This is a genomic window from Pedobacter aquae, assembly GCF_008195825.1.
In the GTDB taxonomy this organism is placed as follows: domain Bacteria; phylum Bacteroidota; class Bacteroidia; order Sphingobacteriales; family Sphingobacteriaceae; genus Pseudopedobacter; species Pseudopedobacter aquae.
In genome coordinates this window covers 2,182,804-2,198,593 of record NZ_CP043329.1, presented here as the reverse complement: position 1 = coordinate 2,198,593, position 15,790 = coordinate 2,182,804, and the positions used below count along the sequence as shown (strand labels likewise).

Here is a 15,790-nt window from a genome sequence, read left to right as displayed (position 1 = left end):
AACCTAAAGCTAAAAAACTTTTATGTTGAGGATTTATAAATTTTGAGACAAGCTATCAATTCACTTCAATGCTTGTCATTTTAGATGATTAGCCTAATTTAGCTTTCAAATTCTCATCAATAGCTGCTAAGAATTCTTCTGTGTATAAGTAGTGCTTACCATGTTCTACTTTATTGCCATGGATACATACCGCTAAATCTTTAGTCATTTTACCACTTTCTACAGTTTCAACACAAACTTGCTCTAAAGTTTGGCAGAAATTAATAAGCTCTTGGTTGTTATCTAACTTACCGCGGAATTCTAAACCTCTAGTCCAAGCAAAAATAGATGCAATAGGGTTAGTAGAAGTAGGTTTTCCTTTTTGATGATCACGGTAATGACGGGTAACTGTACCATGTGCAGCTTCCGCTTCCATAACTTTACCATCAGGCGTAACTAAAGTAGAAGTCATTAAACCTAAAGAACCAAAACCTTGTGCTACGGTGTCAGACTGTACGTCACCATCGTAGTTTTTACAAGCCCAAACAAAATTACCATTCCATTTTAAGGCAGAAGCAACCATGTCATCAATTAAGCGGTGCTCGTAAGTAATACCAGCAGCCTCAAATTGAGCTTTAAATTCTTGTTGATAAATCTCTTCGAAAATATCTTTGAAACGACCATCGTATTTCTTTAAGATGGTGTTTTTAGTAGATAAGTATAAAGGCCATTTTTTGCTTAAAGCTTGGTTAAAGCATGATCTAGCAAATCCTTTAATACTTTCGTCTGTATTGTACATGGCTAAAGCAACACCATCTCCTTTAAAGTTAAATACTTCAAATTCTTGAACGCTACCGTCTTCGCCTTCAAATTTAACGGTTAATTTACCTTTTCCTTTGGTAACAAAATCAGTTGCTCTGTATTGGTCTCCAAAAGCATGACGACCAATGCAAATAGGAGCAGTCCAGTTAGGAACTAAACGAGGAACATTTTTACAAACAATCGGCTCTCTAAATACCGTACCATCTAAAATATTTCTGATGGTTCCGTTTGGAGACTTCCACATTTGTTTTAAACCAAATTCTTCTACTCTGGCTTCATCCGGAGTAATGGTAGCGCATTTAATACCAACGCCATATTCTTTAATTGCATTAGCTGCATCAATGGTTACTTGGTCATTTGTTTCGTCACGATATTCCATTCCTAAATCATAGTATTTGATATCTAAATCTAGGTAAGGAATAATCAATTTGTCTTTAATGAATTTCCAGATAATTCTGGTCATTTCATCACCATCTAGTTCTACTACAGGGTTTGCAACTTTGATTTTGCTCATTATTTATTTGTTTTTGTTTATCCCACTTAAAATGAGGGGTAAATATAAGAATTGATTTTTAATGCAGGCTTTTGAATAAGGTGTTTTTTGTAATGTTAAGGTCTTAATTTTTATGTTTTGGCATATTTATAGTACATCATTAAGTATAAATCTTAAATAAAATAAGCCATGGAAAATAAAAAAGAAAGTCATCCTAACGATGAACAATTTAACCGTAACCAAGAGTCTAATTTAGTTGATAATGAGGCTCAAAATCTAAAATACAACCCTAAAGAAGATAGTTTTGAGTTAGATGTTGACCCCGAAGAAGCCAAAGAATTAGGGTATGATCATCCAGACCCTTATGATACAGCTGCAGATGATTTTGATTCTGATTATGATGAATCTAACCCTTATGTAGGAGATGAGTATGATAAAAATGCTTCTTTAGAACATGATGCAGATAAATTAGGGATGCACATTACAGGGGAGGAGAATCTTAAAATTAGTAAAAAAGATGAAGAAATTGCTCGTACTCCGGAAGATGATCGTGATGATTTAGATGAAGAGGGTTATCCTAAATTCTTGAAATAACTAGAAATCAATATCTAGGTTGAAAGTTTTTCTAAAGTCTTCTAGTTTAGGGTTTTTTTCAACCAGATGTTGGTATTTATCTCTACTGGTATATAATTTACGTTCTTCCTGTTTCTCGTTAATCACAGGTTCTAAAGTAATAGAGAAATTATTCAATTGCTTACGCAGATAATTTAAAACATCTATACGCTCATTAACCAACTCGTTGGCTTGCAATTTATTCTCAACCTCTAATTCTATTTGATAGCCATCTTTCAATTTGGGCGTATAATTCATCATTAAAGTAGCTAAGCCCATTTTTCCATCAGCTTTAGCTTTAAACGAGAAGGTTCCCCAAGCCTCAATAAATTGCTCTGTGGTAAAATCATCCTTAGCATCACCGGTAAGGTAATCTATCGTGTCTTCCAGCTGCTCTTTGGTTTTGATAGCTGTAGGATTCTTTAAATTAGGAATTAGAGTATTGCCTAGTTTAGGAATAAGATTTTTTGGGTTGATATTAATTTCTGCAACCGGTGCTTCTGGCTGTGGTGCAGCAGCAGGAGCTATAACTTTTTCTACTTCCTGAAGAGTAGGAACTGCCTTTTCCACAACTTCCTGTTTGGGTAAAGCAGGGCTTATGCTAGCTTGAGGGATTGCTAAATTTTCAGGTTTTTTTTTTAGTTGCTCAGCCATTTGCTGAACATTAGGATTTTGACTTAAGCTTACCGCTTGGCTAATATGGCTTATCTTAATCAGCGTAAGTTCAACTTGTAAGCGTTGGTTTTTACTGATTTTATAATTTAAATCGCATTGGTTAGCAATATTTAAAGCGCTTATTAAAAAAGAAGCTGAAGCTAATTTAGCTTGCTCCAAATATTTTTGTTTAATATTCTCACTAACCTCTAATAATTGAACGGTAGCGGCGTCTTTACAAACCAGTATATTTCTAAAGTGCGATGCTAAGCCAGTGATAAAGTTATTTCCATCAAAACCATTGTTTAAAATCTCATCAAACAAAAGTAAAGCGGCTGGCGTGTTTTGTGCCATTAAAAACTCGGTCACCTTAAAATAATAATCGTAATCAAGAATATTAAGGTTATCAATAACAGCTTGATAATTAACCTGTCTGTTAGAAAAACTAACAATTTGGTCAAACATAGATAAGGCGTCTCTTAAACCACCATCTGCTTTTTGGGCAATCAGGTGTAAGCCATCTTGGTCATAAGCAATCTCTTCTCTGGTAGCAATTTTAGCCAAATGCTTAGCCATATCTTCAACCTTTATCCTGTTAAAGTCGAATATCTGACAACGCGATAATATGGTTGGTAATATTTTGTGCTTTTCTGTTGTTGCTAAGATGAAAATAGCGTAAGAAGGTGGTTCTTCTAAAGTTTTCAAAAAGGCATTAAAAGCACTTTGAGAAAGCATGTGAACCTCATCTATGATATAAACTTTATATTTTCCGGCTTGTGGAGGTATTCTTACTTGGTCTATTAAATTTCTGATATCATCAACAGAATTGTTTGATGCTGCATCTAGCTCATGAAAATTAAAAGAGTTACCATTTTGGAAAGAAATACAAGACGCACAAGTGCCACAAGCTTCACCTGTTGGAGTTAAATCCAAGCAGTTGATGGTTTTAGCTAAAATTCTGGCGCAAGTTGTTTTACCTACACCTCTTGGTCCGCAAAACAAAAATGCTTGCGCAAGCTGGTTGTTTTTGATAGCGTTCTTTAAAGTATTGGTGATATGCAGCTGCCCCACAACACTTTCAAATGTTACAGGTCTGTATTTTCTAGCCGATACTATAAAGTTCTCCATCAGGGTGCTAAAATAGAAAGATGTATTTGATTGTGCAATTTAAAAATGATTAAACATACAGCTTTGTTTGAATTATATTTTGTTTTATTAAATTAATTTTTTCATTTTTAATAGACCAATTTTAAACCAATGCATAAGTTCTTATTTTTTGTAAAACTATTACCTGGTTTTATAACTTTTTTATTCAGAAAAGTAATAAAATGAAGGTATTACCAAATCTTCAGATGGAGTTCTTTAATATAAAATCCTTTTAATCTCTTGTTTATCAACTAAATGTTTTCTACCTTTGCAGTCCCGTAAAATCGGGTAAAACAATAGTAAGAAATGAATCAATACGAAACCACTATCATTCTTACCCCATTGTTATCAGAAGAAATCGCAAAAGAAGTGATTGCAAAATTCACTCAGATTTTAACTGATAGCGGCGCCGAAATTGTCCAAGAGGATAATTGGGGTTTGAAAAAACTAGCGTATCCAATTGAGAAAAAATCAACTGGATATTATCATCTAACTGAATACAAGGTATCAGGAGAGGTTATCGGCAAATTTGAATTAGCGTTAAAACGTGACGAGCGTGTTATGAGATTTTTAACAGTACGTTTAGATAAACATGCTGTAGCTTATAACGAGAAAAAACGTAACGGCGCATTTAACAAGAAAAAAGCGGAGGCAGCAAACTAATGGCACAAGATCAAATCCAATATGTTACTGCTCCCAAGGTGGAGGATAACAGAAAGAAATACTGCCGTTTTAAGAAAAATGGTATCAAGTATATCGATTACAAAGACGCCAACTTTTTATTGAAGTTCATCAATGATCAAGGTAAAATTTTACCTCGTCGTTTAACGGGTACTTCTTTAAAATACCAGCGTAAAGTAGCTCAAGCAGTTAAAAGAGCTCGTTTAATTGGTATATTACCTTTTGTTACAGACGGTTTAAAATAAGGAGGCTAAGCAGATGGAAGTTATATTAACACAAGATGTAAAAAACCTAGGCGAGAAAGACGATATCGTTTCAGTAAAGCCAGGTTACGGCCGTAATTATTTAATTCCTCAAGGTCAAGCTATTTTAGCTACTGAGTCGGCAAAGAAAGTTTTAGCTGAGAACATCAAACAAGCTCAGTTCAAACAAGAAAAAATTAAGAAAGACGCAGATGCTGTTGCAGCTAGATTAACTGATGTAAGATTAAGCATTGGTGCTAAAGCTGGAGAAAGCGGTAAAATCTTTGGTGCTGTTAACACAATTCAGGTTGCTGATGCATTAAAGAAATTAGGCTTTGATGTAGACAGAAGAAGAATTACTTTTGATTCTGATGTTAAGTTTGTTGGTGAGTACATTGCTAATTTAAACTTACACAAAGAAGTTAAAGTACAAGTTCCTTTTGACGTAGTTGCTGAGTAATTTATCGGTACATGAATAATTTAAATGCTTCCTGATCATGTTCAGGAAGCATTTTTTTTGAAATCATATATGGCAAAATCATCTTCTATCCTGCAAAAGTTATCTAAAATCATACTCAGACTCTTGTTATGGTTTTTAGGTATCAGTATCGTATGGGTTATCCTGTTGAGATTTATAAACCCTCCTCTTACCTATTTGATGCTGCAAAGAGGTTTTGAAAGAAAAGCAGAAGGTAAAACATGGAAGCTCAAAAAAGAATGGAAAGATTTTGAAGAGATCTCCATGAACCTCAAAAAAGCAGTTTTAGCTGCCGAAGATGCTAGGTTTTTGGTTCATCATGGTTTTGATTTTGAAGCTATAGAAAAAGCCTATCAAAAAAATAAGAAAGGCAAAAAAATACGTGGGGGTAGCACTATATCTCAGCAAACTGCAAAAAATGTATTTCTATGGCCAGGTAGGTCTTACGTAAGAAAAGGTTTTGAAGCTTATTTTACCTTGCTGATTGAACTCTTCTGGTCTAAAGAAAGAATTTTAGAGGTTTATCTCAATGTTATAGAAACCGGAGATGGTATTTACGGTATGGAAGCCGCTACGCAAACTTATTATGGTAAATCTTGCGAAAGCCTATTAAAAGGAGAAGCTGCTTTATTAGCGGCAGTTTTACCTAACCCAAGAAGGTGGACACCCCTAAAACCAACTGCCTATATCTACTACAAACAAGGTGTTATTTTAAGGAATATGAGAAACCTAGGAAAATTGAAATTTTAGATACCCTGAGGTAAAGAAAATACCCTATTATGCCAACTATCTAGAAACTTACATTCCCACTTTTCTTGATATTCTTGATAGCTTTGTACCAGATTATTAAAAACAATAGTATTTTGGTTAATCTGTCCCTCTGCTATTAAAGATTCAAAACCTTCACGACTTAAAGCTTTTACTTCTTCTTGCTCTTTATAAGCGATGTTAAATCTGTCAAAAAGATTCACCTGATATTTTTCCTGAATTTCTTTCATCAAATGAACAGATTTATCAATAGAACAACCGCTGGCTCCAGCTTGACTTTCATCCACAATTAAAACAAGGAAACGATTGTATCTTATTTCATATCCAGCTTTTAACTGTTGCTGATGTGCTTGCCAATCTGCAGTGAAATCTGCAAGTAATTGCTCAAGCTCTTGTACTTGAGCCTTGTTGAAAACGCTGTCTGATTGATAAATCCAAACTCTAGAAAGTGGGTGAAATTCCATAACCGTAAAATTAATAATATTAAATGTCTTGTACAGGATGATTAAAAGAGTTTACATTAATATGGAGTTAATAAGTGGAAAAATATATTTCATCCTTTTTAAATGTTACGTTAAATTAGAGCGTGAATTTACTATATGCCTTAAGTTTTATTTTCTGGAGTTTCTTAGGTATTCTAAATTATACCGATGAGCATAAAAATTTTTATAGAAAGCAAATAGAAGAGCTGCTGAAAAAGTATGATGCTGACCAATTATTGGGGACAAAGTCATTTACCTTAGAAGTGAATAACAATGGCTTTTTGCGTTACAAGAGGATACTAGCCAGTAACAAAACAGAATACTATTCCGTAAAAATAGAAAAAGTTCAAAAATTGAACTATTATGGAAATGAAAAGTCGGGTTGGTTAAGTGTCGTATGCGAGCCGTCTTCTGTTATCTTTCAGAGTTATAAAGACCCTTCCGGGGATGTTGACTCTATGGCGAATGAAATAAATTTTCCATTAAAGGGAATTTCTGAAGATGAACTTAACTCTCTCCATAAAAGTTTTGATGTTTTGAGAGAAAACACCAAAAATAATCCCTAAAATTAGGGATTATGGATAGTTTTTCTTATTTTGGTAACATTGTTTTTATGAATTAAATGAAGTTTGGTAAAATAAGTTATATTGTTTTAATATGTATGGTTCTTATTACCCATACCCTGATTCTGAATATTTGGTTAAGTAAAGATGCTATCCAAACTACTAAAGTAAGCTTCAAGAAGTATCAGAACACTAAAGATAGTTTAAAACAAGAGGGGAAGTTGATTAACTATAAAGCTATGCCTTCTCAAAAGGCAGAATCTATTTCCGTAAGTAGATAAAATATCCAGCACCTTCTTGGAAGATGCTGGAAGAATGATTAAATCAAATTATTATTTCTGGCTGTAATTTCTGCGATATCCAAGACTTCTATTTCTTGTTCTTTTTCAAAATGTTTAACGCCATCTTTCATCATCGTCATACAAAAAGGGCAACCTACAGCCACAACTTCTGCTTTAGTTTCTAAAACATCGTCCATTCTTTCAATATTCACATCTTTTTTGCCTTTCTCTGGCTCTTTAAACATTTGCGCTCCACCGGCTCCACAGCAAAGTCCGTTTTGCTTGCAACGTTTCATTTCTACCAAATCAGCATCTAAAACTTCCAATACTTTTCTAGGGGCTTCATATACGCCATTAGCCCTGCCCAAGTAACATGGGTCGTGGTAAGTTATTTTTTTGCCTTTAAAAGATTCTCCGTTTTCTGCTTTTAGCTTACCAGCATCAATAAGTTCTTGTATCAATTGCGTGTGATGGATAACATCATAATGACCACCTAAATTTGGGTATTCATTTTTAATGGTATTAAAGCAATGTGGGCAAGCGGTTACAATTTTTTTGATGTTATAACCATTCAAAACTTCGATATTCATCATGGCCTGCATTTGAAATAAAAATTCATTACCTGCTCTTTTAGCAGGGTCTCCGGTACAGTTCTCTTCTGTGCCTAATACCGCAAATTTAATATTGCAATGGGTTAAAATTTTAGCAAAAGCCTGCGTAACTCTTTGTGCTCTTTCGTCATAACTACCGGCGCAGCCTACCCAAAATAAAACTTCTGGTTCTTCGCCCGCAGCTATCATATCTGCCATGGTTGGTACTTGTATCATTGGTTATCTTTGTTAGTTATCGGTTTCTTTGGTAGAATCTTTAACATCGTCAAGTGTCCTTAACTCTTTTATCTTAAAATCTAATCCTCTTTATTTGCCCAATTAAATCTATCTGCAGGCGAATATTTCCAAGGAGCGCCATTATTTTCGATGTTAGAGAACATCGCGTTTAAGCTACCTGTTACATTAGATTCTTCCATCACAGCAAAGCGTCTTAAATCTAAGATGATAGAAAGCGGGTCTATATTTACTGGGCAGGCTTCTACGCAAGCGTTACAAGTGGTGCAAGCCCAAATTTCTTCTCTGCTGATATAGTCATCTAATAAGCTTTTACCATCGTTATAATCTTTACCGTGTTTATCTATGTTTCTACCAATTTCTTCCATTCTATCACGGGTATCCATCATAATTTTTCTAGGAGATAAAAGTTTGCCTGTTATATTAGCCGGACAAGAAGAGGTGCATCTACCGCATTCTGTACAGGTATAGGCATTCATCAATTGCACCCAGTTTAAGTCTTGTACATCTTTAGCTCCAAACTTATTATTTGCATCTATAGCAGGTGGTGTATAAGAAGGATTTAGCATCGCTTTTACCTCATGAGATACGGTTTCCATATTATTAAATTCGCCTTTTGGAGCAAGTTTAGCATACCAAGTATTAGGAAATGCCAAAATAATATGGAAATGTTTAGAGAATGGCAGGTAATTTAAGAATGCCAATATACCTAAGATGTGGAACCACCAACAAAAACGCTCAATTAGAATTAAAGAATTGATATCTGTAGGGAGTAAAGGTAGAATAAACTGAGATACAGGAAAACTACCAGCAAGTGTATAATGATGAACGCCAGCTTGTTGTAGCTTGTAATCTGCGGCATTCATGGTTAAAAAGGCCGACATTAATAAGACCTCTATCACTAAAATATAAATAGCATCTGATTTTGGCCAGGCAGTCATCTCTATACCTTTAAAACGCTTAAGCTGTAAGACCAGTCTTCTTGCTAAAAAAACAAATACGCCTAAAAGAACTAATAAAGCTAAGATTTCAAAAGAAGCTATCAAAAAGTTATAGAAGCTTCCTAAAAAAGAAAATACCCGGTGGGTACCAAAAATACCATCTATGATAATTTCTAAAACTTCAATATTGATGATGATAAAACCAACATAAACAAGTATGTGCATGATACCAGCTACAGGTCTGGCTGTCATTTTACTTTGGCCAAGTGCAACTTTAAGCATGTTTTTCCAGCGCTCCGGTTGATGGTCTGTACGGTCTATGTCTTTTCCTAGATTAATATTTCTGATGATTTTCTTAATACTAATGGTAAAAGCTATAATAGCTGTAATAAGTGCTAAAATGAAAATAATTTGTGCCAGCATAGTGTTTAAATTGATGATAGAGCTAATATAAAGATTAAATTCATAAAAACTATGCAAGCATAGTAATTTTCTTATTCACCTAGAATAGGTGTAATGTATTAAATGTTTTAATATCAAGAATTATACCCCTTAAGATTTTTTTCTTGTGATTGTAACAAAGCTTTCATGAACATCGTCTTAGGATACAAAACAGTTAATTTATGGAAGAGCAATTACTAGAAGAAGCTTTACAGCTGATGCTTGCCGGAGAGCAGGAGGATGATTCTATATTGGGCGAAGTATTGGCTATTGTACAAAAAGTTTTAGCCTAATATCGTAAGGGTTTTAAGGTATGGATGCATGATGAAATTCTTTTTGATGAGCTTTAAAGAGGTGACTTAAAGAAGTTTAGTAATTATTTGAAAATATTATTTGTATTTTATCAAAAAGAGGCTACATTTGCAATCCCGAAACGAAGCAACGTTTCCACCAAGATGGTACGGTAGCTCAGTCGGTAGAGCAATGGACTGAAAATCCATGTGTCGCCGGTTCGATCCCGGCCCATACCACCAGAAACCCTTTCGAGTTTATCTTGAAAGGGTTTTTTGCTTTGATAGCTATTTTTGTAAGCATGTGGATTTTTATTTTAATCTTTAAAAGATATAATGCTTAGGTTTTCTAATTTTGTTTATTAAGAAATAGCATGGCCATATTCCGTTTATTACTTTTTCCCTTTTCGCTGATTTACGGAATCATTGTTTGGCTGCGTAATAAATTTTACGATTGGAACTGGTTTAACAGTACATCTTTTAAGTTACCCCTTATAGTTATTGGCAATTTAGAAGTTGGTGGTGTTGGTAAGACGCCTTTAACAGAATATATCATCAGACTATTAAAGTCTGATTTTAAAATGGCTACTTTAAGTAGGGGTTACGGACGTAAAACCAAAGGTTTTAGGCTGGTAGAAGCAAACCAAGACGCATCCTTAAACGGCGATGAGCCTCAGCAATTGAAAAATAAATTTCCTGAAATAACGGTAGCTGTTTGCGAAGACAGGGTTTTAGGAGTGGAGAAACTTAAAGAAACGCATGAGCTTATAGTATTAGATGATGCTTATCAGCATAGAGCTTTAAAAGCTGAGATGAATCTTTTATTGTTTGATTATCATCGCTTAAAGCATTTGAAATTATTATTACCGGCAGGAAATTATAGAGAATCTTTTGCGGGTAAAAGCAGGGCCCGTATCATCATCATTACCAAATGCCCTATAGATTTATCCGAGATTGAGAAAAGAAACATCAAGGAATCTTTTTCTTTAGCTAGTTATCAAAAAATCTTTTTCTCATCCTTAGCATACAGTAAGCAACTGAGAAGAATAGCTACTGGCGAAGGTTTGGCTTTAGAAGAAATAGCAACCGGCACACCTATTTTATTACTTACGGGTATAGCTAGGCCAGCTTTATTACGAAAGGAAGTAGAAAAGTATAGCACTCATATTATTCATCATAATTATCCAGATCATCACCATTTCAGCCGAAAAAATATGCTTAAACTTGTAGCAGATTTTAAGAAATGTGGTAAAGGAGCATTCATTATTACAACAGAAAAGGATGCGGTACGTTTAAAATCTCAGGCTGATAAAGAACTATTGGCCCAACTTCCTATTTATGAATGGCCTATAGAGGTTGTTTTTAAACATGATGAATTGACTTTTAAAGAAGAAATTATAAGATATGTTAAAGCAGTTAAATGATTCTGTAGAATTTATAAAGAAAAGAATAGGCGACTTTGAGCCAGAGATAGGTATTATTTTGGGCACAGGTTTAGGTGGTTTGGTAAATGATATTGAAGTTACGCATCAATTATCTTATTCGCATATTCCTCATTTCCCTATTTCAACTTTAGAATTTCACTCTGGTAAATTGATATTTGGAACATTATCTGGCAAGAAGGTGGTAGCTATGCAGGGGCGTTTGCACTATTATGAAGGCTACAATATGAAACAAATTACTTTTCCGGTAAGGGTTTTAAAATTATTAGGTATTAAAACTTTGTTTGTTTCTAATGCAAGTGGAGCTTTAAATCCGGCTTTTAAAAAAGGCGATTTAATGATTATTGAAGATCATATTAACTTACAGCCAGAAAATCCGCTAACGGGAACAAATTTTGATGAGTTGGGTCCGAGGTTTCCAGACATGAGCGAGCCTTATCAAAAGCATTTGATAGAAAAAGCTTTGGCTATTGCCGCAAAAGAACAGATTACTTGCCATAAAGGTGTTTACGCTTCTGTAACAGGGCCAAACTTAGAAACCAGAGCAGAATATAAGTATTTAAGAATTATTGGTGCAGATGCTGTTGGGATGAGTACTGTACCTGAAGTTATTGTTGCTAACCACATGGGATTACCTGTATTTGCCATTTCTGTTTTAACAGATGAAGGTTTCCCTGAAACGTTGAAAGCTGTTTCGGTAGAAGAAATTATCAAAACTGCTACAGAGGCAGAGCCACACATGACCAATATCTTAAAACAGTTAATTTTATTGGTGTAATGTTAAAAAAGCTGTTCCTTTTACTTTTATTGGCTGTTGGATATTACCCTTTAATGGCACAGGTAATTCGTACACCGCGTACTATTGGAACGGGTAATACCAGATTTAATGATCCTTCTTCTCTTAATCCAAACCAAAATCAACCAAATGGGCAGCAGCAACCAGCGCAACCCAAACAAGAAATTAGTGTTGATTCTTTAAGAAAGCAATTAGAAACCAAGAAGGATTCTATTATTTACACAGCTAAGTTTATAAAAGTTACTAAAGAAGAGTTTTTAAGAGATAGCACTAGGTTATTTCCTTTAGATACCAGTACTACCAATTTTCATAGGTTTAATCCTTTATACGACCCAAAAAGCCCAACCATGAATACCGGAGCTATGGGTTTGGCTTATAGGCCGATGTTGTTTGAGCCCTTAAAAACTATTGGCTTTGATTTAGGCTATCATTTTTTTGATAGGTATTTAACCAAGCCAGAAGATATTATTTATTATCAAGCCAGGTCTCAGTTTACAGAAATGTATATGCTATCTACCACTTTTGGGGTAAATGCTGAACAGGCTTTTCATGTTATCCACAGTCAGAATATAAAACCCAATTGGAATGTAGGGGCAAAATATGCTACCAACCGTACAGAAGGTTATTATTTTGGGCAAACGGCTAACAATTTAAATGCTTCTTTATGGACATGGTACGAGTCTAAAAATAAACGCTATACACTTTTAGCAAACGCTATTTTTAACACCATAAAGAGTGGCGAGAATGGCTCTATCAGAAATGATTCTATTTTTACTGTACCTACCGTAGTACAGCCCGAGTTTGAAGCTACCCGTTTAGATGGAGCGCTACACAACTGGCGATATAATACCATCAACATCAAACAGTTTTACAATATTGGTAAGCAAAGATTTGCTTCGGCAGATAGTACATCGGCTTTGCCAACACAAAGGGTTAGCTATAATTTTACTTATAACAGGCAGAAATATTTTTTCAGAAATGAAGGAGTTGATACTACTGGGGTATTAAATAACTATTATATTTTTAGAGATTCTACTTCAGATTCTACCTTGGTAAATCATCTTAAAAACGAATTTGCTTATAGCTTTTATTTAAGAGGGAAGAAGCTCTCTTTTTTAAAGAATGAGTTGAAGTTGGACGTAGGTTTGGTACAAGATTTTTATGATTATAAGCAGGTTAATTATCAATCTCAATTTCAGAACTTAAGCTTAAAAGGAACTTTAAATTATAGCTTTAGCGATAAAGCCAGTTTAAAAGTAGACTTACAACAGATTTTCCAAGGCAGAAATATTGGTGATTTCTTGTATCAAGCGCAATCAGAAATAAAGTTGAGCAATTCTGCCGGTAGATTGGTCTTAGGTGCTTACTCTCAAAATCAGAGTCCTGCTATTATTTACGAACGTTGGTTCTCTAACCACCACCGTTGGAATTTGAATTTCGATAATCAAAAAACACAAAATTTATCTTTTGCTTATTTAAATCCTAAGTATCATTTTCAGGCTAAAGCCGAGTATTTTTTAGTGTCTAATCATCTTTACTTTTCATCAGAAAATAATATCATAGAGCCTAAGCAGTTAGGGAGTAATATCAACTTATTGAAATTAAGTGTTGGTAAAGATTTTAAGTTTGGCAAGTTTACTTTTGAGAATTATCTGGTTTACCAGAAAACAGATTTTGAGCAAATTTTAAGAACACCAGAAGTTTATACTTTCCATAGCATTTACATGCATCAGAATTTCTTTAAGGTTTTAAAAACCGAATTTGGTTTTGATGTGCGTTACTTTAGCCAATATACCGCACCTTCTTATGCGCCAGCTATTGGGCAGTTTTATAATGGTGAAGCGGTAAGGTTTAATACTTGGCCTATTGCCGATGCCTGGATAAGAACCAATTGGAAAAGAGCAAACTTATTTTTAAGGTATAACTATGTAAATAAAGGGCTTTTCTCTAATGGCTATTATACCGTTAACAGGTACCCAATGCCTTATTCTATTGCGCAATTTGGTGTAAAGTGGAATTTCTACGATTAAGTTTTTTGTTTCTTCTTTTTAGCTGCCGGAAAAAGGATATTGTTTAGAATAAGCCTGTAACCTGGAGAGTTGGGGTAAAGATTTAAATCTGTTGGCGGATCGCCCACGATATGTTGATAATCTTCTGGATCATGGCCGCCATAGAAAGTCCATTGTCCTTTTCCAAACTGTCCGTGAATGTATCGGGCTTCATTTGCAGCTTTTAATTCGCCCATCACCAATACATCAGGTTTAATGGTTTTATTGTTAAAAGAAGTGGTTTGCCCCATAAAACCTTTGATAACCTTTTCATGGTTTTGAGTAAGCATGGCAGGAACAACATCCCATTTTGCCGAAAAATCAAATAGCGTAAAGAAATCTCTTGTTCTTTCTATATTCCTGAAGCTGGTAGCATCAATATTTGAAAACTCGTAATTAGATGGATTTAAATCCAATAGGAAATTCTGAAAAGCGAAAGTGTTATTGAAATTTAGTTTTTGCTGAGCCTGTGGATCGGCAGGGTCGCCATCAAACATGCTTTCGCAGATATCTGTTCCGGCGGCAGCCAAAGCTATATCATAGCTATCAGTACCAGAACACATGGCAAATAGAAAACCTCCTCCACTGCAAAAATCTCTTATTTTAGTAGCTACAGCTAGTTTCATTTGAGATACTTTTTTAAAGCCCATTTTTTTTGCTGTAGTTTCTTGCTGTTGCACATCATCTCTGTACCAAGTAGCCATGCGGTAATTGGCCCAAAACCTGCCGTATTGCCCTGTAAAATCTTCGTGATGTAGGTGAAGCCAATCATATTCAGGAAGTTTTCCGTTTAAGACCTCTTCATCATAAATAATATCGTAAGGAATTTCTGCATAAGTTAAAACCATGGTTACGGCATCGTCCCAAGGAAGCTTACTTTTAGGCGTATAAACAGCAATTTTTGGAGTTTTTTCAAGTTTTACGATATCCATATTCACTTCAGGATTAGATATCTCGGTAAAAATGGCTGTTACTTTAGCATCGGCAATAACTTCATAGCTTATTCCTCTTATTTTGAGTTCTTTTTCTATTGTGGTTTGATAATTGGTTAAAAAGCTCCCACCTCTATAATTTAATAGCCAGTTTACTTCCTGCTGGTTTTTTAAAATCCAATAAGTAAGTCCGTAAGCTTTTAAATGGTTTTTCTGATCTTCATCCATGGGGATAAGAATAGAAGCTGCAAAGCTTTTAAAAGTGAAAATGAGGAGCAATAAAAGGAGGAAGTTTTTTTTCATTTCTCTAAAATTAAGCATATTGAATGAAAACGATTAGTGGAGGCTAAAAATTTTATTAATTTTGCATTCTTAAAACCAACAATATGAGTAAAGCAATCATTAAAACCGAAAAAGGAGATATGACTGTAGCCTTCTATGATGAAGACGCACCAAATGCAGTAGCCAACTTTAAAAAATTAGCACAAGAAGGATTTTACAATGGCGTAACTTTTCACCGTGTTATTCCTGATTTTGTAGTGCAAGGCGGCTGTCCTTTTTCTAAAGACGCTGCAACAGCATATAAAGCTGGAAGTGGTGGTCCGGGTTATCATATAGACTGCGAGTTAACTGGTGGTAACCAATATCATGACCGTGGTGTGTTATCTATGGCGCATGCAGGAAGAAATACTGGTGGTTCTCAGTTTTTTATCTGCCACAGTCGTAACAATACTGCTCATTTAGACCGTAACCATACTTGCTTTGGTAAAGTTGTAGAAAATGTAGACGTTGTTGATGATATTAGACAAGGTGATAAAATTTTAAGCATAGAAATAGTAGAAGATTAATTAGCT

The 15,790-nt window shown here is 34.7% G+C and carries 17 protein-coding genes and 1 tRNA gene; 12 read left to right on the top strand and 6 right to left on the bottom strand.

All coding sequences use genetic code 11. The features are described from left to right. Window positions 1–88: 88 nt before the first annotated feature. Window positions 89–1,315, bottom strand: coding sequence for an NADP-dependent isocitrate dehydrogenase (locus FYC62_RS09600; RefSeq protein ID WP_039449099.1), 1,227 nt, complete (start codon window positions 1,313–1,315; stop codon window positions 89–91). A gap of 168 nt (window positions 1,316–1,483) precedes the next feature. On the opposite strand from FYC62_RS09600, the gene FYC62_RS09595 reads away from it, so the two are divergent. Beyond that, window positions 1,484–1,888, top strand: a complete 405-nt coding sequence (locus FYC62_RS09595; protein WP_149074771.1) for a hypothetical protein — start codon at window positions 1,484–1,486, stop codon at window positions 1,886–1,888. On the opposite strand, the gene FYC62_RS09590 is transcribed toward FYC62_RS09595, so the two are convergent. After that, on the bottom strand, window positions 1,889–3,688 hold the full coding sequence (locus FYC62_RS09590) for a DNA polymerase III subunit gamma/tau (RefSeq protein WP_149074770.1): 1,800 nt from the start codon (window positions 3,686–3,688) through the stop codon (window positions 1,889–1,891). Between the two features lie 324 nt (window positions 3,689–4,012). Between FYC62_RS09590 and rpsF the strand changes: the two genes are divergently transcribed. The 4 genes from rpsF (at window position 4,013) to mtgA (ending at window position 5,857) form a co-directional block, all read left to right on the top strand. Further along, a complete protein-coding gene (gene rpsF, locus FYC62_RS09585; RefSeq protein WP_039449108.1) occupies window positions 4,013–4,369 on the top strand; it encodes a 30S ribosomal protein S6 in 357 nt (118 codons plus the stop codon). Next, a complete protein-coding gene (gene rpsR, locus FYC62_RS09580) occupies window positions 4,369–4,632 on the top strand; it encodes a 30S ribosomal protein S18 (RefSeq protein WP_026902889.1) in 264 nt (87 codons plus the stop codon). The genes rpsF and rpsR overlap by 1 nt, the downstream gene beginning before the upstream one ends. Window positions 4,633–4,645: 13 nt before the next feature. Then, on the top strand, window positions 4,646–5,089 hold the full coding sequence (gene rplI, locus FYC62_RS09575; protein WP_039449112.1) for a 50S ribosomal protein L9: 444 nt from the start codon (window positions 4,646–4,648) through the stop codon (window positions 5,087–5,089). Window positions 5,090–5,158: 69 nt separating this feature from the next. Then, on the top strand, window positions 5,159–5,857 hold the full coding sequence (gene mtgA / locus FYC62_RS09570; RefSeq protein ID WP_149074769.1) for a monofunctional biosynthetic peptidoglycan transglycosylase: 699 nt from the start codon (window positions 5,159–5,161) through the stop codon (window positions 5,855–5,857). Here mtgA and FYC62_RS09565 read toward each other — a convergent pair. Then, a complete protein-coding gene (locus FYC62_RS09565; protein WP_149074768.1) occupies window positions 5,854–6,339 on the bottom strand; it encodes an ABC transporter ATPase in 486 nt (161 codons plus the stop codon). The two genes, mtgA and FYC62_RS09565, sit on opposite strands and share 4 nt — an antisense overlap. Before the next feature lie 122 nt (window positions 6,340–6,461). On the opposite strand from FYC62_RS09565, the gene FYC62_RS09560 reads away from it, so the two are divergent. Then, a complete protein-coding gene (locus tag FYC62_RS09560) occupies window positions 6,462–6,923 on the top strand; it encodes a hypothetical protein (RefSeq protein ID WP_039449118.1) in 462 nt (153 codons plus the stop codon). Between the two features lie 56 nt (window positions 6,924–6,979). Next, on the top strand, window positions 6,980–7,201 hold the full coding sequence (locus FYC62_RS09555; RefSeq protein ID WP_149074767.1) for a hypothetical protein: 222 nt from the start codon (window positions 6,980–6,982) through the stop codon (window positions 7,199–7,201). A 38-nt stretch (window positions 7,202–7,239) separates the two neighbouring features. Here FYC62_RS09555 and FYC62_RS09550 read toward each other — a convergent pair whose 3' ends face one another. Beyond that, window positions 7,240–8,028, bottom strand: a complete 789-nt coding sequence (locus tag FYC62_RS09550; protein ID WP_149074766.1) for a (Fe-S)-binding protein — start codon at window positions 8,026–8,028, stop codon at window positions 7,240–7,242. A gap of 80 nt (window positions 8,029–8,108) precedes the next feature. Further along, window positions 8,109–9,410: a 4Fe-4S dicluster domain-containing protein gene (locus FYC62_RS09545; RefSeq protein ID WP_149074765.1), complete on the bottom strand. Its 1,302-nt coding sequence runs from the start codon at window positions 9,408–9,410 to the stop codon at window positions 8,109–8,111. 475 nt (window positions 9,411–9,885) lie between these two features. Here FYC62_RS09545 and FYC62_RS09540 point away from each other — a divergent pair. From FYC62_RS09540 to FYC62_RS09525, 4 genes are all read left to right on the top strand, one after another. Next, window positions 9,886–9,961, top strand: a tRNA-Phe gene (locus FYC62_RS09540). Between the two features lie 131 nt (window positions 9,962–10,092). Beyond that, on the top strand, window positions 10,093–11,142 hold the full coding sequence (gene lpxK, locus FYC62_RS09535; RefSeq protein WP_149074764.1) for a tetraacyldisaccharide 4'-kinase: 1,050 nt from the start codon (window positions 10,093–10,095) through the stop codon (window positions 11,140–11,142). After that, a complete protein-coding gene (locus FYC62_RS09530; RefSeq protein ID WP_149074763.1) occupies window positions 11,123–11,938 on the top strand; it encodes a purine-nucleoside phosphorylase in 816 nt (271 codons plus the stop codon). The genes lpxK and FYC62_RS09530 overlap by 20 nt, the downstream gene beginning before the upstream one ends. Continuing rightward, window positions 11,938–13,986, top strand: coding sequence for a putative porin (locus tag FYC62_RS09525; protein ID WP_240534705.1), 2,049 nt, complete (start codon window positions 11,938–11,940; stop codon window positions 13,984–13,986). The genes FYC62_RS09530 and FYC62_RS09525 overlap by 1 nt, the downstream gene beginning before the upstream one ends. Here the strand turns inward: FYC62_RS09525 and FYC62_RS09520 are convergent. After that, on the bottom strand, window positions 13,983–15,239 hold the full coding sequence (locus tag FYC62_RS09520) for an asparagine synthetase B (RefSeq protein ID WP_149074762.1): 1,257 nt from the start codon (window positions 15,237–15,239) through the stop codon (window positions 13,983–13,985). The genes FYC62_RS09525 and FYC62_RS09520 overlap by 4 nt on opposite strands. Before the next feature lie 83 nt (window positions 15,240–15,322). Between FYC62_RS09520 and FYC62_RS09515 the strand changes: the two genes are divergently transcribed. Next, complete coding sequence (locus FYC62_RS09515; RefSeq protein WP_149074761.1) at window positions 15,323–15,784, top strand: peptidylprolyl isomerase; 462 nt, start codon at window positions 15,323–15,325, stop codon at window positions 15,782–15,784. Window positions 15,785–15,790 lie beyond the last annotated feature (6 nt).

Coding starts and splice junctions, on each gene's coding strand:
- FYC62_RS09600 (WP_039449099.1), bottom strand. CDS start 1,315: ATGAGCAAAATCAAAGTTGCAAACCCTGTAGTAGAACTAGATGGTGAT.
- FYC62_RS09595 (WP_149074771.1), top strand. CDS start 1,484: ATGGAAAATAAAAAAGAAAGTCATCCTAACGATGAACAATTTAACCGT.
- FYC62_RS09590 (WP_149074770.1), bottom strand. CDS start 3,688: ATGGAGAACTTTATAGTATCGGCTAGAAAATACAGACCTGTAACATTT.
- rpsF (WP_039449108.1), top strand. CDS start 4,013: ATGAATCAATACGAAACCACTATCATTCTTACCCCATTGTTATCAGAA.
- rpsR (WP_026902889.1), top strand. CDS start 4,369: ATGGCACAAGATCAAATCCAATATGTTACTGCTCCCAAGGTGGAGGAT.
- rplI (WP_039449112.1), top strand. CDS start 4,646: ATGGAAGTTATATTAACACAAGATGTAAAAAACCTAGGCGAGAAAGAC.
- mtgA (WP_149074769.1), top strand. CDS start 5,159: ATGGCAAAATCATCTTCTATCCTGCAAAAGTTATCTAAAATCATACTC.
- FYC62_RS09565 (WP_149074768.1), bottom strand. CDS start 6,339: ATGGAATTTCACCCACTTTCTAGAGTTTGGATTTATCAATCAGACAGC.
- FYC62_RS09555 (WP_149074767.1), top strand. CDS start 6,980: ATGAAGTTTGGTAAAATAAGTTATATTGTTTTAATATGTATGGTTCTT.
- FYC62_RS09550 (WP_149074766.1), bottom strand. CDS start 8,028: ATGATACAAGTACCAACCATGGCAGATATGATAGCTGCGGGCGAAGAA.
- FYC62_RS09545 (WP_149074765.1), bottom strand. CDS start 9,410: ATGCTGGCACAAATTATTTTCATTTTAGCACTTATTACAGCTATTATA.
- lpxK (WP_149074764.1), top strand. CDS start 10,093: ATGGCCATATTCCGTTTATTACTTTTTCCCTTTTCGCTGATTTACGGA.
- FYC62_RS09530 (WP_149074763.1), top strand. CDS start 11,123: ATGTTAAAGCAGTTAAATGATTCTGTAGAATTTATAAAGAAAAGAATA.
- FYC62_RS09525 (WP_240534705.1), top strand. CDS start 11,938: ATGTTAAAAAAGCTGTTCCTTTTACTTTTATTGGCTGTTGGATATTAC.
- FYC62_RS09520 (WP_149074762.1), bottom strand. CDS start 15,239: ATGAAAAAAAACTTCCTCCTTTTATTGCTCCTCATTTTCACTTTTAAA.
- FYC62_RS09515 (WP_149074761.1), top strand. CDS start 15,323: ATGAGTAAAGCAATCATTAAAACCGAAAAAGGAGATATGACTGTAGCC.